The sequence below is a fragment of the Capnocytophaga cynodegmi DSM 19736 genome (assembly GCF_000379185.1).
Lineage (GTDB): Bacteria > Bacteroidota > Bacteroidia > Flavobacteriales > Flavobacteriaceae > Capnocytophaga > Capnocytophaga cynodegmi.
In genome coordinates this window covers 1-25,053 of sequence record NZ_KB900720.1, presented here as the reverse complement: position 1 = coordinate 25,053, position 25,053 = coordinate 1, and the positions used below count along the sequence as shown (strand labels likewise).

Annotated in this window: 21 protein-coding genes and 4 tRNA genes; 12 read left to right on the top strand and 13 right to left on the bottom strand. The window is 33.7% G+C overall.

Features of this window, described 5'->3' with window-relative positions; genetic code table 11:
• Positions 1-581: 581 nt before the first annotated feature.
• From YW9_RS0107045 to dnaK, 6 genes are all read right to left on the bottom strand, one after another.
• Entirely contained in the window at positions 582-1,811 is a 1,230-nt protein-coding gene (locus YW9_RS0107045) for a primase-helicase family protein (protein WP_018279483.1), read from the bottom strand.
• 18 nt (positions 1,812-1,829) lie between these two features.
• Positions 1,830-2,162 carry a helix-turn-helix domain-containing protein gene (locus tag YW9_RS0107040; RefSeq protein ID WP_018279482.1) on the bottom strand — a complete coding sequence of 111 codons (333 nt, stop codon included), beginning with the start codon at positions 2,160-2,162 and terminating at the stop codon, positions 1,830-1,832.
• A gap of 229 nt (positions 2,163-2,391) precedes the next feature.
• The gene (locus YW9_RS13075; RefSeq protein WP_155848741.1) at positions 2,392-3,213 is read right to left on the bottom strand and encodes a hypothetical protein; all 822 of its coding nucleotides are present in this window, start codon (positions 3,211-3,213) and stop codon (positions 2,392-2,394) included.
• Positions 3,214-3,222: 9 nt separating this feature from the next.
• Entirely contained in the window at positions 3,223-4,458 is a 1,236-nt protein-coding gene (locus YW9_RS0107030) for a tyrosine-type recombinase/integrase (protein ID WP_018279480.1), read from the bottom strand.
• Positions 4,455-5,021, bottom strand: a complete 567-nt coding sequence (locus YW9_RS0107025; RefSeq protein WP_018279479.1) for a helix-turn-helix domain-containing protein — start codon at positions 5,019-5,021, stop codon at positions 4,455-4,457. Before YW9_RS0107025 ends, YW9_RS0107030 begins: the two co-directional genes overlap by 4 nt.
• 220 nt (positions 5,022-5,241) lie before the next feature.
• Positions 5,242-7,134 (bottom strand): molecular chaperone DnaK, encoded by a 1,893-nt coding sequence (gene dnaK, locus YW9_RS0107020; protein ID WP_018279478.1) that lies wholly within the window; start codon positions 7,132-7,134, stop codon positions 5,242-5,244.
• 241 nt (positions 7,135-7,375) lie between these two features.
• Between dnaK and YW9_RS0107015 the strand changes: the two genes are divergently transcribed.
• The 3 genes from YW9_RS0107015 to prmC are packed head-to-tail and all read left to right on the top strand — an operon-like array spanning position 7,376 to position 10,098.
• Positions 7,376-8,305: a 1-aminocyclopropane-1-carboxylate deaminase/D-cysteine desulfhydrase gene (locus tag YW9_RS0107015; protein WP_018279477.1), complete on the top strand. Its 930-nt coding sequence runs from the start codon at positions 7,376-7,378 to the stop codon at positions 8,303-8,305.
• Complete coding sequence (locus tag YW9_RS0107010) at positions 8,298-9,251, top strand: glucosaminidase domain-containing protein (RefSeq protein WP_018279476.1); 954 nt, start codon at positions 8,298-8,300, stop codon at positions 9,249-9,251. Before YW9_RS0107015 ends, YW9_RS0107010 begins: the two co-directional genes overlap by 8 nt.
• A 4-nt stretch (positions 9,252-9,255) precedes the next feature.
• Positions 9,256-10,098: a peptide chain release factor N(5)-glutamine methyltransferase gene (gene prmC / locus YW9_RS0107005; protein ID WP_018279475.1), complete on the top strand. Its 843-nt coding sequence runs from the start codon at positions 9,256-9,258 to the stop codon at positions 10,096-10,098.
• Positions 10,099-10,139: 41 nt separating this feature from the next.
• On the opposite strand, the gene YW9_RS0107000 is transcribed toward prmC, so the two are convergent.
• The 3 genes from YW9_RS0107000 to YW9_RS0106990 form a co-directional block, all read right to left on the bottom strand.
• Positions 10,140-10,221 (bottom strand) — tRNA-Leu (locus tag YW9_RS0107000).
• A 52-nt stretch (positions 10,222-10,273) separates the two neighbouring features.
• A tRNA-Lys gene (locus tag YW9_RS0106995) sits at positions 10,274-10,346 on the bottom strand.
• A 34-nt stretch (positions 10,347-10,380) separates the two neighbouring features.
• Positions 10,381-10,453, bottom strand: a tRNA-Lys gene (locus tag YW9_RS0106990).
• 127 nt (positions 10,454-10,580) lie between these two features.
• Between YW9_RS0106990 and YW9_RS0106985 the strand changes: the two genes are divergently transcribed.
• Positions 10,581-11,099 (top strand): shikimate kinase, encoded by a 519-nt coding sequence (locus YW9_RS0106985; protein WP_018279474.1) that lies wholly within the window; start codon positions 10,581-10,583, stop codon positions 11,097-11,099.
• Between the two features lie 79 nt (positions 11,100-11,178).
• Here the strand turns inward: YW9_RS0106985 and YW9_RS0106980 are convergent, their stop codons facing one another.
• Complete coding sequence (locus YW9_RS0106980) at positions 11,179-12,873, bottom strand: putative transporter (protein WP_018279473.1); 1,695 nt, start codon at positions 12,871-12,873, stop codon at positions 11,179-11,181.
• A 237-nt stretch (positions 12,874-13,110) separates the two neighbouring features.
• Between YW9_RS0106980 and YW9_RS0106975 the strand changes: the two genes are divergently transcribed.
• The 5 genes from YW9_RS0106975 (at position 13,111) to xerD (ending at position 17,780) form a co-directional block, all read left to right on the top strand.
• Positions 13,111-13,192 (top strand) — tRNA-Tyr (locus YW9_RS0106975).
• Positions 13,193-13,295: 103 nt separating this feature from the next.
• Positions 13,296-14,312 (top strand): quinone-dependent dihydroorotate dehydrogenase, encoded by a 1,017-nt coding sequence (locus YW9_RS0106970; protein WP_018279472.1) that lies wholly within the window; start codon positions 13,296-13,298, stop codon positions 14,310-14,312.
• Positions 14,313-14,464: 152 nt separating this feature from the next.
• On the top strand, positions 14,465-16,339 hold the full coding sequence (locus YW9_RS0106965; RefSeq protein WP_018279471.1) for an ABC-F family ATP-binding cassette domain-containing protein: 1,875 nt from the start codon (positions 14,465-14,467) through the stop codon (positions 16,337-16,339).
• Entirely contained in the window at positions 16,329-16,811 is a 483-nt protein-coding gene (locus YW9_RS0106960; protein WP_018279470.1) for a YkgJ family cysteine cluster protein, read from the top strand. The genes YW9_RS0106965 and YW9_RS0106960 overlap by 11 nt, the downstream gene beginning before the upstream one ends.
• A gap of 57 nt (positions 16,812-16,868) precedes the next feature.
• Entirely contained in the window at positions 16,869-17,780 is a 912-nt protein-coding gene (gene xerD / locus YW9_RS0106955) for a site-specific tyrosine recombinase XerD (RefSeq protein WP_018279469.1), read from the top strand.
• 61 nt (positions 17,781-17,841) lie between these two features.
• Here the strand turns inward: xerD and YW9_RS0106950 are convergent, their stop codons facing one another.
• Positions 17,842-18,210, bottom strand: coding sequence for a PUR family DNA/RNA-binding protein (locus YW9_RS0106950; protein ID WP_018279468.1), 369 nt, complete (start codon positions 18,208-18,210; stop codon positions 17,842-17,844).
• 268 nt (positions 18,211-18,478) lie between these two features.
• A complete protein-coding gene (gene recQ, locus YW9_RS0106945) occupies positions 18,479-20,668 on the bottom strand; it encodes a DNA helicase RecQ (protein WP_018279467.1) in 2,190 nt (729 codons plus the stop codon).
• 87 nt (positions 20,669-20,755) lie between these two features.
• Here recQ and YW9_RS0106940 point away from each other — a divergent pair, with 87 nt between their 5' ends.
• A complete protein-coding gene (locus YW9_RS0106940; protein ID WP_026193883.1) occupies positions 20,756-21,718 on the top strand; it encodes a KpsF/GutQ family sugar-phosphate isomerase in 963 nt (320 codons plus the stop codon).
• An 80-nt stretch (positions 21,719-21,798) separates the two neighbouring features.
• Here YW9_RS0106940 and YW9_RS0106935 read toward each other — a convergent pair whose 3' ends face one another.
• Positions 21,799-22,809: a helix-turn-helix transcriptional regulator gene (locus YW9_RS0106935; protein ID WP_018279465.1), complete on the bottom strand. Its 1,011-nt coding sequence runs from the start codon at positions 22,807-22,809 to the stop codon at positions 21,799-21,801.
• A gap of 260 nt (positions 22,810-23,069) precedes the next feature.
• On the opposite strand from YW9_RS0106935, the gene YW9_RS0106930 reads away from it, so the two are divergent.
• Both YW9_RS0106930 and YW9_RS0106925 read left to right on the top strand, forming a co-directional pair.
• Complete coding sequence (locus YW9_RS0106930) at positions 23,070-23,816, top strand: electron transfer flavoprotein subunit beta/FixA family protein (protein ID WP_018279464.1); 747 nt, start codon at positions 23,070-23,072, stop codon at positions 23,814-23,816.
• Between the two features lie 54 nt (positions 23,817-23,870).
• Positions 23,871-24,833, top strand: a complete 963-nt coding sequence (locus YW9_RS0106925; RefSeq protein WP_018279463.1) for an electron transfer flavoprotein subunit alpha/FixB family protein — start codon at positions 23,871-23,873, stop codon at positions 24,831-24,833.
• Positions 24,834-25,053: the final 220 nt, after the last annotated feature.

The following is a 25,053-nucleotide window of genomic DNA, read 5'->3' as shown; positions in this document are numbered from 1 at the left end:
TATCCCGAAAATGATTTTTCTTTTTTTCTTCTGCATTTTTTTGCTCTTGATGCTCGAAAATTTGGGTGACAAATTCTTTTAAAAAATCCTGTTTCATATCGCTAATTATTAGATTCTAGTTACTTACAATGTGTTTTCGACGATAGGAGAAAACCAAAAAGACCCATACTCTACATTAAAGACCCATGCTTTTTGTAAACAATGGGTACTTTTTGCACTCAAAAACAAGCAAAACTTTTCTGCATAGGTTGCAGAAAGAAAAGGATTAACTTGTTTTCAGCTCATCATCTACAATTTTCACCTCTCATTATTAAATATTTTTTACTCTTTAAAATTGTTAAATTAAATGTTAGGTTTTACTCGCTTATTTTCCGAGTTTTATCGTCTTTGTTTTTTGTTGAATTGTTGAGAAAAGAACGTAACTATCTTGTTGAGTGTTTTTTAAACGCTCAACATATCTTCAACAATTCAACAAAATGGATTTTTTTTATTCAACAAATGCTCAACAAAATTGAAGTTTTAAAAGTTTGTTGAGAACTTTGTTGATTTTGTATTTATTTGATTTTTATTCAATTAAAGGATCAATTCAACAAATCAACATATTTTTGAAGAATAAAATCTCTGGGAATGTTAAAATATCTTCCAACTGAACTACTTTGCATAAAATCACCTGAATAGTCAATATCGTGACGAATGTAAGCCAGCCCGTTTTTCTGCGGTTCCAATTTCCATTTTTCCTTCAAAATGGTTCGTACATCATTGCGAGAAAAATTCAGTTGCCGAAACATTTTCGTAAGCATATTCAAAATATCTTGCGGAACTACGCTGATTTCCTGCACTTCATTGGCTTCAAAAAATTCATAAAAAAGTTCGACCATTTTTGCCTCCAGCTTGTTTGAGTTTTTGAGGATAAGTTTTTGAAGTGCTTTAGTTTTCAAATCTTCAGGGGTAAACCACATTCGGCTTTTCTTTTCAGAGTGGAATTTTCTATCAATCAAATATTTAAGAAAAGAAGGTATTTCACTTTTTAGGTTTTCTAAAAAATCGGTATTTTCATATTGTATCGGATTGATTTTCAAAACCCAAAATCGGATTTCATTTTCATCAATTTGAATAAAATTGTCTTCATTATTGGAACACAAAATAAACTTTCCGAAAAAATCAATTTCCTCTCGGTCTTTTCCCTTATGTTCTAATTTATCCTTATTAGTGGTGGAGAGATATTTAAGCCTTTCGGTGATTTCTTTCTTATCAAAAAACACCTCATCAATGGCAATGAGAAGCATTGAAGCCCAATCCGAATTGAATTGGCTACCAAAAGAATCTCCTTTGATGTAGGTCATATTAAGACCGAAAATTTCTTTAAGCCATTTCAAAAAAGTCGTCTTTCCTGTGGCTCGCTCTTTACTAACAAGACACAAAATAGGCAAAATTTGAGTAGGATTTTCCAGCAGAATTTTCAGGTAATCAAGCCCTAAATCTACTTGACTACCAAAAATATGCTGCAGAAAAGAAATAGAAAACGGAATTTCATCTTCCGAAACTTTCGAAACACTCGGCTGATGTGGAATTTCGTTATAAATATTGTAAAAATTATCAATCGTCTTTCTGTAATTCAGATGATTAGGGATACAGCAAAAACCATCGTATTTCGGAATATCATAGATGAATTTTCTGCCGTGGTCTTGGATAATGGTTTCTCTGCTCCACTTGCTCAGTGTAGCTACCTTATCGCCAGAAATTTGAGGGCGCTCGATGAGCTTATAATATGTGGTGCCAACGCGGATGTAGGGATTAAGTATTTTTTCCATTATAAGATTCAATTAAAATTACTTAATCTTTTTTTGAAAAACCATTTCATCTATTTCTTGAATAGTTTTTCTCTTACCTTTCGCAATCCAGTCTAACAATTCCTCTTCATAGAAATAGAGTTTCTTTCCATTCTTGCAATGAGGAATTTGCCTTTTCCTAACCAACGTGTAGAGTGTTGGTTTTGCTTTTCCTATTATTTCACACGCCTGTTCTACACCAATAGGCTTTTTCTTTTCGGTAGGTTCTACCGTTGGTATGTTTTCAATAATAGCTTTGAGCTCTTCTATCTGATGAGACAGAAAAGCTACAGCCTTTGGCAAATTTTCAAATGAGATTTCTCTTACATCCATAACATATCTTTTTAAAATTATGGCGCAAACGTAAAAAACAATTCGCTTGTGACTGAAAAAACACTCAATCACAAGCGAAAACACTCATTTTTAGTAATCAGTAATAATATCCCTTTGTACAAAAAGTAATGAATATTAATCTTTTATGTGCTTATATAATAGATAGTACTTTTTTAGAAAAAATTTAATGTTATTGCAAATCACAGACAAATCACGGAGGCGAATAATGTTATAACTCTTCTCTTATTATAATTTTTCCCTCTTTTTCATTATCCTTAAGATGGCTCTTTATTGATTTTATTTCAATGTTTTTTAAAGATTCTGTAAAAACCGCCTTCAAAAATTCAGCCATTTTTAGTTGGTCAGTAACTTTAAAGTGATTCCAGATATTCCATCCGAAATGATATAAATCTTGATTGGTCAAATTTTCGATTCTAGCGAGAGAAAAACCTGTAAAATCCATTTCACCTTCAGAATAAGCCTTTAGAGCATTACATATAATATCAATATTTTCTTTTTCCAGAAAATCTTTAAAAATTTCCTTAGTATAATTTATTGCTATGCCCTGCTTTTTTTTCAATAATTCTTTCTCTTTTTCAGATTTATCATCTCTGTTTGCATTGCAAGTTTCGCTTTTCGTAAAATTTGTATCACTTACATTATCGTTTGTACTATTCTCATAAAAATTGTGGACAAATTCTGATTTCAAATGAAAATTTGTTTGACTAATATTATCAATTATTATTGACTTTGATTCAACATCTTCACCACATTCAAAATTGTCTTTGCTGAAATCATCCTTAGATTGTTTATCTTTTGTCAGTGGTTTTGTTTTCTTTGCAAAAAACATCCCTAGGAAAATATCTAACAGAATAGTAATTCCTAAATAAAATAGTATTGATGACAAAAATCCTACCACAAAAAATATGAAAGCAGTAAATTCATTCATTCCTTCTCTTATCATCAATGAACTTGTCACAATCCCAACTAATAAAGACGCTATTACAACTGCTATATAAATAAAAATCCTATCAATTTTATTTGTTACCATATGTTGTTTTTAGAGTTTTATTTTTATAGCTTCCGCCGCTTTATTTTTCTTTTCATCAATCACTTTCGCATACACTTGTGTGGTGTTGACATTAGTATGTCCAAGCATCTTACTTACGGTATAAATATCCGTACCATTAGCCAATTGCAAAGTAGCAAAAGTATGTCTGAAACAATGAAAAGTAATATGTTTCTGAATTCCCGATTTTTGCAACCATTTTCTTAATGGACGAGAAATCCAAGAGGAATCGGGCAATCCCTCAAAAACTAAAGCATCAGGAGATTTTTCTTCTCCGCAAAGTTGTAATGCTTGCTCCGAAATAGGCATATACTCTACTCCTTTGGTTTTCTTCTGCGTGAAATTTAACTTGGCTTGACCATTTTCTATACTAATCTCCTTCCATCTTAGCTTCTGGATATCAGAGAGACGTAATCCTGTAAGTGCAGAAAAAAGAGAAGCTCTACGTAAAATTTCATTTTCACAAGGTGTTGAGGCTAAATTGTTTAGCTCTACCATAGTCAAATATTCTCTTCGAACTTCCTTACTGGGAATTCCTTTTATTTTCGCAGATAGGTCTGTGGTGATAATACCCTCAGTAAAGGCTTGTTTTAGTGCTGCTTTGAAAATAGAAAAGTATGTAGATGCTGTATTGTGAGATAACGTTCCTTTCCTTCCTTTGATATATGGAGCAGATAGAAGAAAGTGTTTAAAGTCTTCCGAGAATTTATTGTCTATTTCTGAAAAGCTCACAAAATCTCCTCTGAACATTTTCAGAAACTTGGCTGTAATATACCAATTCGTTTGAATAGATTTTGAATCACTTTTATGCCGTTTTCGTGTGAGTCGCTCAAAATATTGAATAAAATTCTGCTGAGAATATTCCTTTTGTTTAAGCTTTTCTCTCTCATCTTCTCCCAGTAACACAATATTGTCATACTCTTTCTGTCTTATCTTTCGAACATTATCGGCAAATATCATTGTTTCTTGGTCTGTATTGCTTTTACATACGATTATGCCATTTTCATCCCTCTTGGGCTTATACGACACCTTTTCACCCGTACGAGCAACTCTATTTTTATCAAATACAACTGTTTTCACACTCCTATTCAGATATTCTCGAATGCGTTGAGGCTTTTCTTTATTGGAATCTTCAACAGGATAAGATTCAAGGTAAACGAACCATTCATCCCTATGCTCAGCCTTTCTAAGTCTGACTGTTACTTTCGTGTTCCGTAGTTTTCTCATATGTTCAGAAATATTTTATCAATCATTTTTTTAGGTACATATACATAACTTCCAATCTTCTTCTTAGGTATTTTATACTTTCTGATGGCATTACTTACAGTGGAAGGATTCGCTCCAAATTTTTCACTAACTTCTGACAATGTGTAACATTCGTCAATATTATAATCTATATTTTCAGACTCATTTTCATCCACCGAATATTCTACCTTCGAAAATAGTCCCTGCAAATGAAGACGATTTATTCTAGTTAATCGTTGTCCTAAATTAACACTGTGTATAACTTTCCTTTTTATGAGTCTATGGATTGTATCTTTTGAAATACCAAAAAGAATAACAGCTTCACTTACAGAAATATATTCACGAATATTCAAAATTGCAATTTTATCCGCATACCTTTGTAAAATTAGCTCTTTTTCTTTTTCTGCTTTTTCGATTTTTTTACGCTCTTTTCCATTTCTATCTGCACAAGAGTGCGAACAAAAACGGGTAACTATTGTCTTTGCTTCAAAAGGATTTCCACACTGTTCACAAATTCTAGGTATTTTTAGTTTACTAAATCCCATAATTACTACATTTTTCTTTTAATAAAAATCATTTAAGCACAAATAAGGATTATAAAGCGCACATTATAGCTAATTAAGACGCGGTACAAATATGATGCAAATATATAATAAAAAACAATTAACAACAATAAAAATAGGAATGTTTCAAAATAAAAAAATCGCTGTAAACAAATTATTTACAGCGATTTTATAATTGTTAATGATTATTGCTAATCAATATTTATTTCACTTCTTCAAAATCTACATCTTGCACGTTGTCGCCGTTTTGTTGTTGCTGACCGCCTGTGTTAGGTTGTGGTTCGCTTTGGGCTTGTTGTGCTTTGTAAAGGTCTTCGGAGGCTTGTTTCCACGCTTCGTTGATTCTGTCCAAAGCAGGTTGAATTTGTCCCAAATCTTGGCTTTGGTGTGCTTTTTTCAACTCTTCCAAAGCGGATTCGATGCCTGATTTCTTGTCTGCCGGAAGTTTGTCGCCAAACTCTTTGAGTTGTTTCTCGGTTTGGAAAATCATTGAGTCTGCCTCGTTGATTTTATCGGCTTTTTCTTTGGCTTTTTTGTCAGCTTCGGCGTTGGCTTCGGCTTCGCGTTTCATTTTCTCGATTTCCTCTTGTGAAAGTCCTGATGAGGCTTCAATTCGGATGTCGTGCGATTTGCCGGTTCCTTTATCGGTTGCCGAAACTTTGATAATTCCGTTAGCGTCGATATCAAACGTTACTTCGATTTGAGGAACGCCACGCGGTGCTGGTGGAATGCCATCTAAGTGGAAGCGTCCTATGGTTTTGTTATCGTTTGCCATTGGTCTTTCACCTTGCAATACGTGAATTTCTACACTCGGCTGATTGTCGGCAGCGGTTGAAAACACCTGCGACTTTTTAGTTGGAATGGTGGTGTTGGCATCAATCAATTTGGTCATCACACCGCCCATTGTTTCGATACCCAATGAAAGCGGAGTAACATCAAGTAGCAACACATCTTTCACATCTCCTGTCAGAACGCCTCCTTGAATGGCTGCACCTACGGCAACTACCTCGTCTGGGTTTACGCTCTTGTTTGGTTTCTTACCGAAGAATTTCTCAACGGCTTCTTGTACCGCAGGAATACGGGTTGAACCTCCTACTAAAATCACTTCGTCAATATCGCTTGTTGAAAGTCCTGCATTTTTAAGAGCGGTACGACAAGGCTCAATGGTTCTTTTTACCAAATCATCAATCAATTGCTCGAATTTTGCACGAGTAAGGGTACGCACCAAGTGTTTTGGACCTGTTGCCGTAGCCGTGATGTATGGCAAGTTGATTTCGGTTTGTGTAGAAGAAGAAAGCTCGATTTTGGCTTTTTCCGCAGCTTCTTTAAGACGTTGCAACGCCATTGGGTCTTTACGCAAATCCATTTGCTCTTCTGCCTGAAACTCTTCGGCTAACCAATTGATGATTTTTTCATCTACATCATCACCTCCAAGGTGTGTATCTCCGTCAGTTGCAAGTACTTCGAATACGCCATCGCCTAACTCCAAGATAGATACATCGTGCGTACCACCACCGAAGTCAAATACCACGATTTTTTGGTCGTTGTGTTTTTTGTCCAATCCGTAAGCCAAAGCAGCGGCGGTAGGCTCGTTGATGATACGACGAACTTTAAGTCCTGCAATCTCTCCTGCTTCTTTGGTTGCCTGACGCTGTGCATCGTTAAAGTATGCAGGAACGGTGATAACGGCTTCGGTTACGGTTTGTCCTAAGAAATCTTCGGCAGTTTTTTTCATTTTTTGAAGAATCATTGCTGAAATTTCTTGCGGAGTGTACAATCTTCCATCGATATCCACACGTGGCGTATCGTTATCGCCTTTTACCACTTTGTAAGGTACGCGACCTACCTCTTTATCTGACTCTGAAAATTTGTTCCCCATAAAACGTTTGATTGAGTAAACCGTTTTATTTGGGTTGGTAACCGCCTGACGTTTGGCGGCGTCACCTACTTTTATTTCGCCTCCTTCTACAAAAGCTACTACAGAAGGAGTGGTTCTTTTACCTTCGGCATTGGTAATTACCACAGGGTCATTACCTTCCATTACAGAAACACACGAGTTGGTTGTTCCTAAGTCTATTCCAATAATTTTGCTCATATTCTTAATTTATTTTTAATTCAACATTTATTTATCACCTTAGACGAAACTGCTCCGCTTTGGGCTTCGAGCATCTAATAGTCAATGATTGTGCCAAAGGAAGAAATCTGACAAAATGACAGAAGAGAACAAATCTCAAGTTATAAGAAGTAGCATTTAGCCGACAAAATAGCGTCTTCTAACCAAAAATCTGTAATTATTTTCTACCTTTGCACGATTACCAAATCCTAACTTTATAGCAATGGAACCTCTTAACTTTAACAATACACATATTGAAAATCAGCTTGTAAACATTCCTTTACCTAATGGAATTTCACTTCATATCAAACGAGAAGATAAAAATCATCACTTTGTATCAGGAAATAAACTCAGGAAGTTAAAATACAACATTCTACAAGCACAAAAAGAAGGTAAGACACAATTACTAACCTTTGGAGGGGCTTATTCTAACCACATTGCAGCCACCGCAGCAGCAGGACAATTAATGGGGTTAAAAACCATTGGCATCATTCGAGGAGAAGAATTACTCTCGAAAATAGATGAAAATCCGACATTAAGTTTTGCTCAAAAATGCGGAATGGACTTTCAGTTTATTTCTCGTGAAAACTATCGCCTAAAACATACTGATGAATTCTTACACCAACTTAAAAAGGATTATGGTTCAGATACCTACATCGTTCCTGAAGGTGGAACAAATGGGTTTGCAGTAAAAGGTTGTGAAGAAATTTTAACCAAACAAGATAGCAAATTTGACGTAATTTGCTCGGCTGTAGGAACAGGAGGAACTATTTCAGGGCTTATCAATTCAAGTTTTGCTCACCAAATAGTGTTAGGTTTCCCTGCTCTGAAAGGCGAGTTTCTTTCTGATGTGATAAAGCAATATACCTCCAAAACCAATTGGCGACTAATTCACGACTATAATTTTGGCGGATATGCTAAGGTTTCTGACGAACTAATATCTTTTTTGAATAACTTTAACAAAAAAACGGGAATTTCATTAGACCCAATTTACACAGGTAAAATGATTTTTGCTATTTTTGCACTTTCAAATAAAAACTTTTTTAAACCCAATACCAAAATATTGGCTATCCACACAGGTGGTTTGCAAGGTATTCAAGGGATAAATCAAAAAAGAGCTAAAAAAAATCAAGAAACATTAAACTATGATTAAAAAAATCGGCATATTTTTACTTGCAATATTTGTTCTTTCTTCTTGTTCTTCAAAATATTATAAAAATAAGAAAAATCCGAAGCGAGTAACCTATCGTGGGCAACGACCTTCAACAAATACAATTCCTAAAAAAAATACGGCTGTCGTAAATCCGAAAAAGTATCATAATTCAGAAGAATATTACCACGAAATCCCTCCTGCTGTTCAGGTAACTCCCTCTGTAACGCAAAAATATATTGATGATTATAAAGAAATTGCTATGGTGGAAATGCAACGCTATAAAATTCCGGCAAGTATTACACTGGCTCAAGCAATTTTGGAAAGTGGTTCTGGACAAGGAAAATTGGCAAGACACGGTAATAACCACTTCGGAATCAAATGCCATTCATCTTGGCAAGGTAAAACGATGACACACGACGATGATGAAAAAGGAGAATGTTTCCGTCGATATAAGTATGCTTTTGAATCGTTTGAAGATCATTCTACCTTTTTAGTAAATCGCAACCGATATGCTTTTCTATTTGACTTAGAACCTGATGATTACGTTGGTTGGGCTCACGGCTTAAAAAAGGCGGGATACGCAACAGATCCTGGATATGCCAAAAAACTAATCCAGCTCATCAAAAAACATAAATTATATGAGTATGACCAACAAGTTTTAAATCCTAATGGAAATGTTGCTAGTACTCCGAAAACAAATACGCCAATAGAAACTTCAAAAGCAGAAGTTCGAGTAGCAAGCACTCCTAAACCCAGCATTTCAGAAGCTCCTAAATCAACTGAAAATCAGAACAAAACAAAATATTATATAGTAAAATCAGGTGATACACTTTACAAAATCGCCAGAGAACAACAAGTTTCCATTCAGCAAATTATGAAACTTAATAATTTGAATGAGAAAACAAGTAATGAAATAAAAGTAGGTCAAAAATTACAATTAAACTGACATTTTGAAAATAAAAGACTTAAAAAATTATTTATATCAAAACCTGAATTTTCTTTATCCAAAGGAAGAAATTCAGGTTTTTTATTTTATGTTGTTGAATTTCTACGGAAATCTTTCCAAAACAGACATACTCCTTTATCCAGAAAAAGATTTAGATAGCTCTTTGGAAATAAATATTTTAAATGCAGTAAACGAACTAAAATCCGAAAAACCTATACAATACATATTGGGAGAAACAGAGTTTTTTTCAAATCGATTTTTTGTTGATGAAAATGTGCTGATACCTCGCCAAGAAACTGAAGAATTAGTTGATTGGATTATTTCTGAAACAACTCACAATAAGCCAATAAGTATTTTAGATATTGGGTGTGGAAGTGGCTGTATTTCAATTTCCCTTGCTAAAGCTTTACCCGACGCCAGAGTAACTGCCTTGGATATCTCAGAAAAGGCTATTGCAATAGCACAAAAAAATGCAATTGAAAACAATGTAAACATTCACTTTCTTAAAAAAAACATTTTGGAAGTCGATTTTATGCCAGAAAAATATGATATTATTGTTTCAAATCCGCCTTACGTACGGGAATTAGAGAAAAAAGAAATTCGTAACAATGTACTAAACTACGAGCCTCACTTAGCCTTATTTGTATCAAATGAAAAGCCTCTGATTTTCTATGAAAAAATCGCCCAACTGGCAAAATTATCACTCAATGAAGGAGGAAAATTATTCTTTGAAATCAATCAGTATTTGGGAGAAGAAACCAAAAATACAATTATAAAAGAGGGATTTGAAAAAGTAGAACTAAAAAATGATTTGTTAGGGAATGCGAGAATGATTAAAGCTGAATAACAAAAAAACAACCGACTACTATATTAGTCGGTTATTTTATGTGCCTACGACTGGATTCGAACCAGCACGCCCGAAAGCACCACCCCCTCAAGATGGCGAGTCTACCAATTTCTCCACGTAGGCATCAAAACCATATTAATACAAAAAAAGTTAAGCAAAAACTTAACTTTTTCTGTGACCTGGCTGGGGCTCGAACCCAGGACCCCAACATTAAAAGTGTTGTGCTCTACCAACTGAGCTACCAAGTCATTAAAAAATAAAAAAACAAATTGTATAACCCTGTGACCTGGCTGGGGCTCGAACCCAGGACCCCAACATTAAAAGTGTTGTGCTCTACCAACTGAGCTACCAAGTCATCGTTCATTTCTTGAATGCGGGTGCAAATGTATAGCTTTTTTTTTTATTTAGCAACAAAAAATTAATTATTTTTGCATCATATTTTTATTTTTCTATCAAAAACACTAATAAACAAAAAGTTACATATGAAAATAATTTTATTAGGTTATATGGGAAGTGGAAAATCTACATTAGGAAAAGCCCTTGCCCAGAGAAAAAATCTCCAATTTATCGATTTGGACACATATATCGAAGAGAAAGAAAACACTTCTATCAAAGAAATTTTTAACACAAAAGGAGAAATTTACTTCCGTAAGAAAGAATCCTTTTATTTGAATGAGTTACTTCTTTCCAAAAGGGATTTTGTTTTGGCTTTAGGTGGTGGAACGCCCTGCTTTGGAAATAATATGGAATTAGTATCCAAATCAACTAAAAATACCTTTTATTTGAAGTATATTCCTAAATCATTAACAGAACGATTGCTTTTAGAAAAAAAATCTCGTCCCTTAATTTCAGATTTAAAAGATGAAGATTTAGAAGATTTCATCAGAAAACATCTCTTTGAGCGAAATACATTCTACACAAAAGCAAATTATATTATCACTATGGATAATTTATCTTTGGGAGAGAGTTTAGAGAAAATAGAAGTTTTACTGAATTATTAGATGAATAACTCTTATAAAAAAACTCAAGATATTATATATCTTGAGTTTTTTATTATAACATTTTATTTCGGATAAATTTTTATAAAAAGAGAACAATTAGTAACTGAGCCACCATAATCCTCATAAAGGTCGTTAATGGGTAAACAGCTGCATACGTCACGGCTGGAGCATCTGACCCCGTAACGTCGTGAGCAAAAGCCAAAGCAGGTGGATCGGTTTGTGAACCTGAAAGCAATCCACAAATTTCAAGGAAATTCAATTTAAAATAAAAACGAGCCGTTAATGCAACAACAATTAACGGAATAAGTGTTATGGCAACTCCCATCAACATCCACTGAAGCCCATCTCCTTCTGAAAGTGTTTTGATAAATCCTTGTCCTGCTCCCAAACCAACGCTTGCCAAGAAAAGCACAATCCCAATTTCACGAACCATCAGATTAGCACTATGTGATACGTAGTGTGTAACTGAAAAACGTCCTCCGTAACGACTAATTAAAATCGCAACGATAAGCGGACCTCCCGCCAAACCAAGTTTCACAGGTGAAGACATTCCAGGTATATACAAAGGTATAGAACCTAAAATCACCCCAAGTACAATTCCGAAGAAAAGTTCAGCAATGTGCGGATGTTGCAAACGCTTTTTAGAGTTCCCAAATACTTTTTCAATCAATTTGATATGTTCCTCATCTCCTACAACTGTAATAGTATCACCGAATTGCAACTTCGTTTCCTTTGTTGGAACAAATTCAATCCCTGCACGATACACACGACTGATGGTAACACCATACTTTTCACGAACATTAATCTCACCTAATTTTTTTGTATAAGCTTGTTTGTTCGTAACGTTCATTCGGCGTGAAATGATATTTGTTGCCTCACCCTCAAATAACGATAAGTTAGCTTTCTTCCCTACCAAAGTAGAAAGACGTTCGAAATCTTTCGGATTACCTACCAAAAGCAAAATATCACCTTCTTTAAGGAATGTATCCTTATCAACCAAAAGTATGTTATCCCCGCGATACAGACGTGAAACAACGAAATCCATTCCTAAAGTTTGCTTAATAATAGCAATATGCTTATTGAATAAAATTGGATTTTCAACATACACGGCTATCTTATCAACTGTTGAATTATTTTTATTGATTTTCCATTGATTCAATCTCTTTTCTGCGTCTAAGTTCACTTTCAAAGCATATTTCAGAACCATCATCACTAAAATAATTCCTAAAACTCCAAAAGGATATGCTACAGCGTAACCGTTAGATACGTTAGACAATATACCATTAATAGCTTCTTGCGACGCTCCTCTTTCTAATGAAACATCAACAATTGCTTGTTGAGCAGCTCCTAACCCAGGAGTGTTGGTAACGGCTCCTGACATAATCCCTACCAATTCTGCCATTCTTGTACCTGTTGCATAATGCAAACCAACTACTGTAAGAACACAGGCAATTACCGAAAGTACGGCTAAGCTGTTCAACTTAATTCCTCCTTGCTGAAACGAAGCAAAGAAACCTGGTCCTACCTGTAAACCAATCGTATAAACAAATAAAATAAGTCCGAATTCCTTTACAAAATGCTGAATGTGACCATCTACCGTAAAGCCAAAATGGGCTACAGCAATTCCTGCGAAAAGAACACAAGCAATTCCGAAAGAAATACCCCAAAAACGAATCTTTCCCAGAGCTACTCCTAATGCAATGACAATACTGTAAATAATCACTGTGTAAGCCACGCTTTCGTGGTTTGAAAATAGGTTTACTATCCAATCCATATGTTAAAGTTTTTTAAATTTTTTCGGGTGCAAAGGTACTAATTTTATTCTATTTTTAACAACAAACATTGTCTTTTTTTCAATTTATATATATCAAAATTATCATATTAACAATTATATTTACTACAATTATTATTATTTCCATAATCTTTAATCCATTCACTTTCAATCAATAAATATTTTTTTCACAAAAAGCTTTTATTTTAAAAAAATATATGTATATTTGCACCCGCATTTGGGAAGATACTCAAGTGGCCAACGAGGGCAGACTGTAAATCTGCTGACTATGTCTTCGCAGGTTCGAATCCTGCTCTTCCCACAAGAAAGAGATTTTCAATTATGAAAATCTCTTTTTTTATATAATATATTTTGCGAAAAAGTAATTATTTTTGCAGAGTATCTGAAAAATATATTTTAAGAATATGTACAAACGCTTTATTCAACCAATTCTTTTTTCTTTAGATCCAGAAAAAGCACATCATTTAACATTCTCTTGGCTAAAATTTATTCACAAAATACCTGGAATCCCGACTCTTATCCGTTCCATATATAAAGTTGAACACCATTCGTTGGAGCGAGAGGTTTTCGGAATAAAGTTTAAAAATCCTGTGGGATTAGCAGCAGGTTTGGACAAAGAGGCAAAATTATACAAAGAATTATCCAATTTAGGCTTTGGATTTATTGAAATCGGTACCATTACCCCAAAGGGACAGCCTGGAAATCCCAAAAAACGATTATTCCGACTCAAAGCAGATAAAGCAATCATCAACCGTATGGGCTTTAATAATCAAGGAGTTGAAGAAGCTATTAAGCAACTTAAAAAAAATAAAAATGTAATCATCGGAGGAAATATTGGTAAGAATAAGATTACACCAAATGAGGAAGCAGTGAACGATTATAGTATATGTTTTGAAAAGTTATTCCCTTATGTGGATTACTTCGTGGTGAATGTAAGCTCTCCTAACACTCCCAATTTAAGAACTTTACAAGAAAAAGAACCTCTTACACTTTTGTTAAATAGTTTACAGAAATTAAACTTGCAGAAAGAAAAGCAAAAACCAATTTTACTAAAAATAGCACCTGATTTAACTGATGAACAACTTTTAGATATTATTGATATTGTTAAAGATACTAAAATCGCAGGTGTAATAGCCACAAATACAACCATTTCACGCGAAGGTTTGTTATCACCTGATAAAAATGAAATTGGTGGGCTCAGTGGCAAACCTTTAACAAAACGTTCTACAGAGGTTATCCGCTTTTTAAGTGAAAGGAGTGGAAAATCTTTTCCTATTATTGGCGTTGGAGGTATTCATTCTGTGGAAGATGCGTTAGAAAAGCTTGAGGCAGGTGCATCACTTATTCAACTTTACACAGGATTTATTTACGAGGGACCAAAACTCATTAAAGACATTAACAAACGACTTATAAAAAAATAATTCTCTTTATTCCAACACTCTTAAAAGCTATCCGAATACCAAAATATTTCGAAATTTCATTTTTCAACAACAATAATCCGAATATTTTCTGTGTATTTAGAAACTTTGCTTACTTTTAGTTATGTATCTTTATCAAATATAATCTGTTATCAATGAATTTATTATCTGTAGAAAATATTTCAAAATCATTTGGAGAACGTGTTTTATTTCAAAATATTTCGTTTGGCATCAATAAAGACCAAAAAATTGCATTTGTAGCCAAAAACGGAACAGGAAAAACAACACTTTTGAATATTATTGCAGGTAAAGACCAACCTGACAGCGGAAAAGTAGTCTCCAGAAATGGCATACACATCGCTTTTTTATCGCAAAATCCTGAATTTGACGAAGATTTAACTATCGAACAATCTATTTTTTCAATTGAAAACCCCATTCTGAAAGTAATTCAGCAGTACGAAAATGCTTTACAAAACCCTGAAAATGAAACAGCCTATCAGAAAGCCTTTGAAAAAATGGAGCTGTACAACGCTTGGGATTTTGAAACACAATACAAACAAATTCTCTCTCGACTGAAGCTTGACAATCTGCAACTAAAAATAAAAAGCCTTTCAGGTGGACAAAAAAAACGGTTGGCTTTAGCCAATGTACTTATCAGTAAACCTGATTTATTAATATTAGACGAGCCAACGAATCACCTTGATTTAGAAATGATTGAGTGGCTTGAGCAATTTTTTGCTAAAGAAAATATCACACTTTTTTTGGTAACTCACGATCGTTATTTTCTTGAACGTGTTTGTAATGAAATTATAGAATTGGACAACGGAGAACTTTTCACTTACAAAGGAAATTACTCATATTTTCTTGAAAAGAAGGAACTTCGATTGGCTCAGGAACAAGCAAGTGTAGAGAAAGCTAAAAACCTATACGTTAAAGAATTAGATTGGATGCGAAGGCAACCCAAAGCCCGAACTACCAAATCAAAATCACGTATTGATGACTTCTACATAATCAAAGAACAGGCTCACAAACGCAGAAAAGAACACGTTATTCAACTGGAAATCAATATGGAGCGATTGGGGAGCAAAATTGTAGAGTTTCATAATGTGAGTAAAAAGTTTGATGAACTTATGATTCTAAATAAGTTCGACTACAACTTCATCCGTGGCGAACGTATTGGCATCATTGGCAAAAATGGCACAGGAAAATCGACTTTTTTAAATCTTTTAACACAAAAGATACAGCCAGATAGTGGAAAAATTATAATTGGTGATACAATTAAGTTAGGATATTACACTCAATCAGGCATTGAAGTAAAGGAAGGAGAAAAAGTTATAGAAGTAATTCAAAAATTCGGTGAATACATTCCCTTACTCAAAGGGAAAACACTTTCAGCAGCACAATTATTAGAGCGTTTCTTGTTTGATCGTAAAAAACAATATGATTATGTTGAAAAATTGAGTGGAGGTGAACTGAAAAGGTTGTATTTATGCACTATTTTAATTCAAAATCCCAATTTTCTGATTTTAGATGAGCCTACTAATGATTTGGACATTGTAACGCTGAATGTTTTAGAAAATTTCTTGTTAGATTATCCAGGTTGCCTTTTAGTTGTATCACACGACCGTTATTTTATGGATAAAATTGTTGATCATCTGTTCGTTTTTCGAGGTAATGGCGTGATTGAAGATTTTCCTGGAAATTATACAGATTTTCGCGTGTATGAGGAAAGTACACCTCCTGTAGAGGAAGCTCCTGAAAAGAAAGAAACTACCAAAAATACGTGGCGAAAAGATGGCTTAAAAGGACTTTCTTTCAACGAACAAAAAGAATTCAACAGATTAGAAAAGGAAATTCCTCAATTGGAAGATAAAAAAATGCAATTAGAGACATTATTTTCTGAAGAAAACTTAAATTCTGAAGAAATTTATGAAAAATCGGCTGAATTGGAGCAAATAATACGTGATTTAGAAGAGAAAACAGAACGTTGGTTTGAACTTTCGATAAAAATGGAAGAAAATGGAGATTAACAAACTACAAAAACTTGCCAAAGAAAAGAAAGATGAAAATAAACGATTCTTTACTCAACTGAAAAAGAAGCCTCCAAAAAATCTTGATTATAAAGTGCAAGAAATTCACGATGAAGTAACAAATGAAATAGATTGTTTAACTTGTGCCAATTGTTGCAAAACTACGGGACCGCTTTTAACAAATATAGATATTGAACGTATTTCCAAATACTTACGATTAAAACCTTCAGATTTTATTACCAAATATTTAAAAATTGATGAAGAAAATGACTATATCTTTCAGTCGATGCCTTGTCCTTTTTTGGCTCCAGACAATTATTGTTTAATCTATGATGTTCGCCCAAAAGCTTGTCGTGAATATCCACATACTGACCGAAAAAAAATCTATCAAATTGCAAATTTAACGATAAAAAACACGGAAATTTGCCCTATAGCTTATAAAGTTGTAGAAAAAATGAAAGAAAAACTATAATTTTACTACGAAATTAACTCGAAAATCAAAATTTATACTTCAAAATTGTAAAAAACTATGAAATGGCGTACTACCCTAACTGAATATCAGTATTTTTTACGATTTCAAAGAGGAATGTCAAAAAATTCTGTTGCTTCATATGGGTTGGATATTGAAAAACTCATATCTTACCTTGAAAAATACGGGATAAACGAAACTCCTATTACCATTTCGGTAGATACATTACGTCAATTCATCTACGAAGTTTCAAAGGAATTAAACACTCGCTCACAAGCACGTCTTATTTCAGCTTTGAAAAGTTTTTTTAAATTTATAACATCAGAAAAAAGCAGAGAAGATTTCCCGATGAACCTAATCGAAAGTCCCAAAATTGGATTAAAACTTCCTGACACACTTTCTTTAGAAGAAATTGATAATTTACTGATTTCAATAGACTTAAGCACAGATGAAGGACACCGAAATAAAGCTATCATCGAAACACTTTATGGTTGTGGACTTCGTGTATCAGAACTTATATCATTGCGTTTGTCTGACTTGTTTTTTGAAGAAGATTTTATTCGAGTTATGGGAAAAGGGAATAAACAACGTCTTATCCCAATTGGAAAATTTACACAAAAACAAATCAAAAATTACATAAACCACCAACGGAAAAAGCTAAAAATCACCAAAGGGCACGAAGATTTTATTTTTCTAAACAGAAGAGGAAAACAACTAACAAGAGCAATGATTTTTACTATTGTTAGGCAAGTTGCAGAAAATACAGGCTTGAAAAAGAAGATAAGTCCCCACACTTTTCGACACTCATTTGCGACACATTTACTTGAAAATGGAGCAAACTTACGTGCTATCCAAACAATGCTAGGTCACGAAAGCATAACAACCACAGAGATTTACGTTCACGTAGAGAATTCTCACTTAAGGGAAGTTCTCACAAAATTTCATCCTCGACAAAAAATGAACCCAATGTAAAGGAGAACATCTCTCATCGAAAAATTCTCCTTTACAAAATTGTTAAAAAGATAAAAAACTTTTAATTTATATCCTCAAAATTGAAGTTTTTGAATGAGCCTCCAACTCCTATTTCTTCTTTATAAAAAGTCTTCTTAAAATCTTTTTGATGGCGTTCTGAAATAACCTCCTCTCCTTTTTCTTCGAAAACATAGTTAGTCATCTCGTTCAAAATTTCCTTAAACAATTCAAAATCTTCTTTATACAAGTAAATTTTGTGTTTTTTGTAATGGAACGACCCATCTTCGTGAGTAAATTTTTTACTTTCCGTTATCGTAAGATAGTAATCTTTCGCACGTGTAGCTCTCACATCAAAAAAATAAGTTCTTCTACCTGCTCTCAGAACTTTTGAGAAGATTTCTTCATTGTCTAAAAACTCTTTCTCTTCCATAAAATCTTATTTTTTGTTAGTATTTATATGTTAACATTGTTGCCACAAAAGTCTAAAAAAAATATCACTTATACAACTATTAAAAAACTTTTTTTATTTTTTAACATTATTTAATTGAGCTGATTTTTAAAAATTATACTATTTTGTACAGGTTGTTATCACAAATACAAATAATCTTTTTTCTTAAAATTTAACTCCTTTTTATAAATATAGTTTGTTATTTTCTTTCAGAAACACAATCAAAATTCATCAAACAACTAAAAATAAACTAATTAGCAACTTCACTGATAAATTTGATACGATACATACGAAGCTCGTCATCTTCATAATCTCCATCAAATTCTTTAGAGGCTACCGAAATTTTGTCTGTTTCAGCTTCCATAAAATAGTCGTGGAGTTCCTCCTGTTGCTCTTCATCAAAAATTTCATCGATATAGTAGCTGATATCCAATCTTGTACCGCTATAAACAATTTGTTCCAATTCTTTCAAAAACTCATCCATTTCCAAACCTTTAGCCTTGGCAATATCTGGTAGAGGTAATTTTCTGTCTACATTCTGAATAATATATAGTTTCAATGAAGAATTAGACCCTGTTGTTTTCACTATCAAATCTTCAGCACGAAGAATATCATTTTCCTCTACATACCTGCCTATCAATTCAATAAATTCACTTCCGTATTTTTTAGCTTTTCCTTCCCCAACTCCGTGAACATTCGTAAGTTCCGAAATTGTAATAGGATATTTCAAAGCCATATCCTCCAAAGAAGGATCTTGAAAAACAACAAATGGAGGAACACCTTTTTTCTTTGCAACTTTTTTTCGTAAATCTTTTAGCATTCCTAAAAGGACTTCATCGGCAACACCTCCCCCTGAAGTATTTACATCTTCAACATCTTCTTCATAAACGTGGTCTTCGGTCATCATAAACGATGTCACATTTTCGAGAAACTTACGTCCTTTATCTGTAATGAACATCACCCCATAGGTTTCTATATCCTTACGAATCAAACCATTAACCATCACTTGACGAAGCAATGCCATCCAGTACAAATCGTCTTTTTCTTTACCAATACCAAAGAAAGGCTGTTCATCAATTTTGTGTGACTTTATCAGGGCTGTTACTTTTCCTACCAATGTATTTACAATCTCTTTTGCTTTAAATTTCTGCTTAGTAGATATTATGACATTCAACAACTTAACAACATCATCTTTAGCTTCAATTTTTGTTTTTGGATGTCGGACATTATCGTCCATATCAGCACCTTCACCATTTACTTCATCAAATTCTTCTCCAAAATAATGTAGTATAAATTTACGACGGAAACTTGAAGTTTCAGCATATGCAACGATATCCTGCAATAAAGCTTGACCAATTTCTTGCTCAGCAATGGGCTTTCCAACCATAAATTTCTCCAGTTTCTCCACATCTTTGTAAGAGTAGAAAGCCAAACAATGCCCTTCTCCTCCATCACGTCCCGCACGTCCTGTTTCCTGATAGTAACTTTCGATACTTTTTGGAATATCGTGATGAATTACGAACCGCACATCGGGCTTGTCAATTCCCATACCAAAGGCAATTGTAGCAACAACTACATCAACCTCTTCCATAAGAAACATATCTTGATGTTTGGCTCGAGTTTTGGCGTCCAAACCTGCGTGATATGGAACTGCTGTTATTCCATTAACTTGCAGTGTTTGAGCAAGTTCCTCTACTTTTTTTCGACTTAAACAATAAATAATTCCAGATTTTTTGCTATTTTGCTTCACAAAACGAATGATGTCAGCATCTACATTTTTCGTTTTCGGACGTACTTCATAATATAGATTAGGACGATTAAATGAAGATTTAAAAACATTCGCATCGGACATTCCTAAATTTTTTAGAATATCCTCCTGAACCTTTGGTGTGGCTGTTGCAGTTAACGCAACAACAGGAATATCTTCTCCCAATCGGTCAATAATGGTTCGTATATTACGATATTCCGGACGGAAATCGTGTCCCCATTCCGAAATACAATGTGCTTCATCAACAGCTACGAACGATATAGGAATTGTTTTCAGAAAGTTAGCATATTCATCTTTAATTAAAGATTCAGGTGCTACATATAATAATTTTGTTTTTTCATTACTAATGTCATCCATTACCTCACGAATCTCGCTTTTGGTAAGTGATGAATTTAAAACGTGTGCAACACTATCTGTTGATGAAATCCCACGCATTGCATCTACCTGATTTTTCATCAGTGCAATCAGTGGAGATATAACAATAGCCGTGCCTTTCAGAACCAATGCAGGAAGCTGATAACATAACGATTTTCCTCCTCCTGTTGGCATAATAACAAATGTATCTTTTCCTTTGATAACGCTTTGTATAATTTCCTGTTGATGCCCCTTAAAACTATCAAAACCGAAGTAGTGCTTCAAAGCATTCTGTAAATCATTTTTAGCCGTTTCCATCTAAATTATATCTATATTTTATCTAACTTTGCGAACATAAAAGTATAACATTTTTTTTAATTGACAATAAAAAAAGTAAAAAAATTGATGGAAGCTAAAAAAATCATAGAAATTGCCAAAAAAACAATTGAAGAAGAATCGAAAGCAATCTTAAAATTAACCGATTTTATAGATGATAATTTTACAAAATCAGTTAATTATATACTAAATTCACAAGGAAGAGTTGTTATCACTGGAATTGGGAAAAGTGCTATTATTGCCAGTAAAATTGTAGCTACAATGAACTCAACGGGTACTCCTGCCATCTTTATGCACGCAGCTGATGCCATTCACGGCGATTTGGGAATCATTCAAAAGGATGATGTTGTCATTTGTATTTCAAAAAGTGGAAATACTCCTGAAATAAAAGTACTCGTTCCTCTGCTAAAAAGAGGCAATAATAAGTTAATTGCTATCACATCGAATAAAAATTCGGTTTTGGGACAACAAGCAGATTGCGTTTTGTACGCTCACGTTGAAAAAGAAGCTTGTCCAAACAACTTAGCTCCTACCACAAGTACCACAGCTCAATTAGTTTTAGGAGATGCTCTGGCAATATGTCTATTAGAAATGAAGCAATTTGGAAGTAGTGATTTTGCGAAATATCACCCTGGCGGAGCTTTAGGTAAGCGTTTGTATTTGAAAGTATCAGACATCGTAGCAAATAACCAAAAACCACAAGTTTCACCTGAAACTGACATCAAAAAAGTAATTGTAGAGATTTCAGAAAAAATGCTCGGAGCCACCGCTGTAGTTGATGGACAAGACATCATTGGTGTGGTTACAGATGGAGATATACGAAGAATGCTAAGCAAAACCGACACCATAACAGGGCTAACAGCAAAAGATATTATGACTGCAAATCCTAAAACAATTGAAGCAAACACCTTAGCCATTGATGCTCTTGATGTTATGGAGACAAACAAAATCACCCAACTATTGGTTACTGAGAACAATACATACGTGGGTGTAATCCATCTGCATAATTTGGTACAAGAAGGTTTAATTTAACTTCTTTAGAAATCTTAAGAATTCTCATACAGAAATTGTAGTCTATTTTTGTATGGGAATTTTTCGTTTATAAAAACAATTCACTGATTTTCAGAAGAATAATTTTCAATTGCTTTTTTCAAAACAGAAAGTATTTTTCGACGAAATCTACAAGGACTAATCACTTCTATCGAATTTCCGAATCCTAAAAACAAACGTTCCAACTCAAAATTATGACGAACTTTAATCTTAAATATTGTTCCGTTTTCTTTTTCCTCCAAAACAATTTGTGAATGGTGAAAAGGTTTGGTTTTGACGTAGTTTGCATTTTCTTTATCTATAAAAAAGACCACCTCCTCCACTGGATTTCCCTCTGAAACTGTCACTCCCACAATATCTTTGAAATATTCATCAGGATTGAGATTTCTACTAATATACTTAGTATCAACCTCTTTTAAGTTTTCTATTCGATCTAAAGCCAATGTAAGTAATGTCGTTTTATGGTGACAAACTACAAACCAACGATTGTTAAATTCCTTCAGAAATTGTGGGTGTACTTCTAAAACATTTACTCTCCGAGATTTAAAAGACTTATAATCAATCTCTAATACTTTCTTTCGTTGTATAGCTCTATAAACAGGGTCAATGTACTCCAACCCTTTCAAAAGTTCATTCTTATCCAAATGAATTATTGTAGAATTTTGGCTGTCTTTCCCAAAAACAGAATCTTCCAAACGATGAATAATTCCGTTCATATCTTTAAAGAAAGAAAAATCTTTAAATTCTTTCAACAATTGTATCGCATCTCCCATCAATTTGATATCATTCTGCGATATTGGAGTGTTTTTGATGCTATAATCTGGGTCGGAATATCTATAATACTTATTTTCAAATACTTCAATAGGAGCATTATATCCCATTTTGTCGCTTCTCATATTTTGAATATCCAACTGGATTGTACGTTTACTTACCATATCATCTTTACCTTCATACTCATAAAGGGCATCAGAACAGGCATTAATCAAATCCTCCAAAGTCCAACGTCTTCCAGTATTTCTCAAACACTCATCAATGGTTTTATATCGGATAAGTGCATTCTTATTAGTAGCCATAACTAACTGATTTTTAAACAAAATACATCAACAATACAGAATATATGAATTTAAAATTCGGAAACTAAACAAACTGATTTTGTAAATATTATCTGTATTTTTCTCACAAAGAACGCGAAAAGCGAATAAATACACAAATCAACTACAAAAAATCCCCAAGAGTAGACAAATCTAAAAACCTTTTTCTTACCGAAAATACTTGTGTAATATCTATTTTTTTATGACCTTTGTCGTATTTCAATTTAATTTACTTGAGTATTATGAAGATATTAGTATGCATAAGTAGCGTTCCTGACACTACTTCAAAAATAAATTTCACTGACGAAAATCGCAAGTTTGATTCCAATGGTATTCAGTTCATTATAAATCCTAACGATGAATACGGACTTACCAAAGCCATTATTTTAAAAGAAAAATTCGGAGCTTCTGTCACCCTAATCAATGTAGGAACTGCTGAAACGGAGCCAACCTTACGAAAAGCTTTTGCCCTTGGTGCTGACGATATTATACGTGTCAACGCTGTTGCTTCTGACGGATTTTTTGTAGCTTCACAAATCGCTAAAATAGCCAAAGAAGGTAATTATGACTTGATTATCACAGGAAAAGAATCTATCGACTATAATGGAGGAATGGTTGGAGGAATGGTTGCTGCACTTCTGGATTATCCTTTTATTAACAAATGTATCAATTTAGAAGTTGATGGAAATTCAGTGTCTGCTGAACGTGAAATTGATGGTGGAAAAGAAAAAATCTCTACACAACTTCCGATTGTTATTGCAGGACAAAAAGGTTTAGTACAAGATAAGGATTTGCGTATCCCGAATATGAGAAATCTTATGGCTGCCCGAACTAAGCAAATCAGGATTTTAGAATCAGAAAACTCTGATAATAAGACTGAAACGGTTAGTTTTGAAAAACTTCCAGCGAAACAACCTGTGAAAATGATTTCTCCTGATAATTTAGACGAGTTAATCAATCTTCTGCATAATGAAGCAAAAGTACTATAATCCTAATCAGGTTGATTTACAGAATATTAAATTTAAAAACTAAAAAGTAAGAAAATGTCAATATTAATATATGCCGATTCCGAAAACGGAAAATTAAAAAAATCTGCCTTTGAGGTGGCTTCATACGCGAAAGCCTTTGCTGATAAACAAAGTACATCTGTCACAGCCGTTGTGGTAAATACTGACGATACAGCTCTTTTAGGAAATTATGGCGTGGATAAAGTAATACGCATTAAAGATGAAAAATTAAATCACTTTTCCTCAAAAGCCTATTCATCTGTTTTAAAACAAGTTGCAGAAAAAGAGAACAGCCAAATTATTGTGCTGAGTTCTTCTTCAAATTCAAAATCAATAGCCCCCTTTTTAGCTGTTGCACTTCAAGCAGGTTACATCTCAAATGTGATTTCACTTCCTGAAGATATTGATAATTTTATCGTACGAAGTAATATTTTCTCTAACAAAGCCATTGGAGCGACAAAAATCACCACGATTAAAAAAGTAATTAGTTTGGCTGGAAACGCTTACGGACTAAAAGAAAATCCTGTAACTATTTCTGTAGAAGATTTTTCTCCTTCATTGACAGAAAATGATTTCAATATTACGATAAATGGTGTTGAAAAAAATAGTGGGAAAGTTTCTTTAGATGATGCATCTATCGTTGTTTCAGGAGGAAGAGGATTAAAAGGACCTGAAAACTGGGGAATGATTGAGGAATTGGCTGAAGTTCTGGGAGCTGCAACGGCTTGTTCAAAACCTGTTGCTGATATGGATTGGCGACCTCACGAAGAACACGTGGGACAAACAGGAAAACCAATTGCTACCAATTTGTACATTGCCATCGGAATTTCGGGAGCCATACAACATTTAGCAGGTGTGAACGCTTCAAAGGTAAAAGTCGTTATTAATACTGATGAAAACGCTCCTTTTTTCAAAGCTGCTGATTATGGTATAGTTGGAGATGCTTTTGAAGTAGTTCCAAAATTAATTCAAAAATTAAAAGCCTTTAAGGAAGAATAATCAATTCTTTATAAAAAACCTGTCTAAACTTTTTTGAAGGAAAAGTAAAAGTTCCAAGAATTTTTAGCATTTTTGTTTTGCATAACAAAATGAAAATCAAGGAACTTTGAGCAAAGATATAATAAAAAAATGGATTATTTCCCATTTGAGTATCGGAAAAAGAGGATTTAAAACAAAATTTGATTTATCATTAATTTTTCTTCTGATAGTCAAACGATTA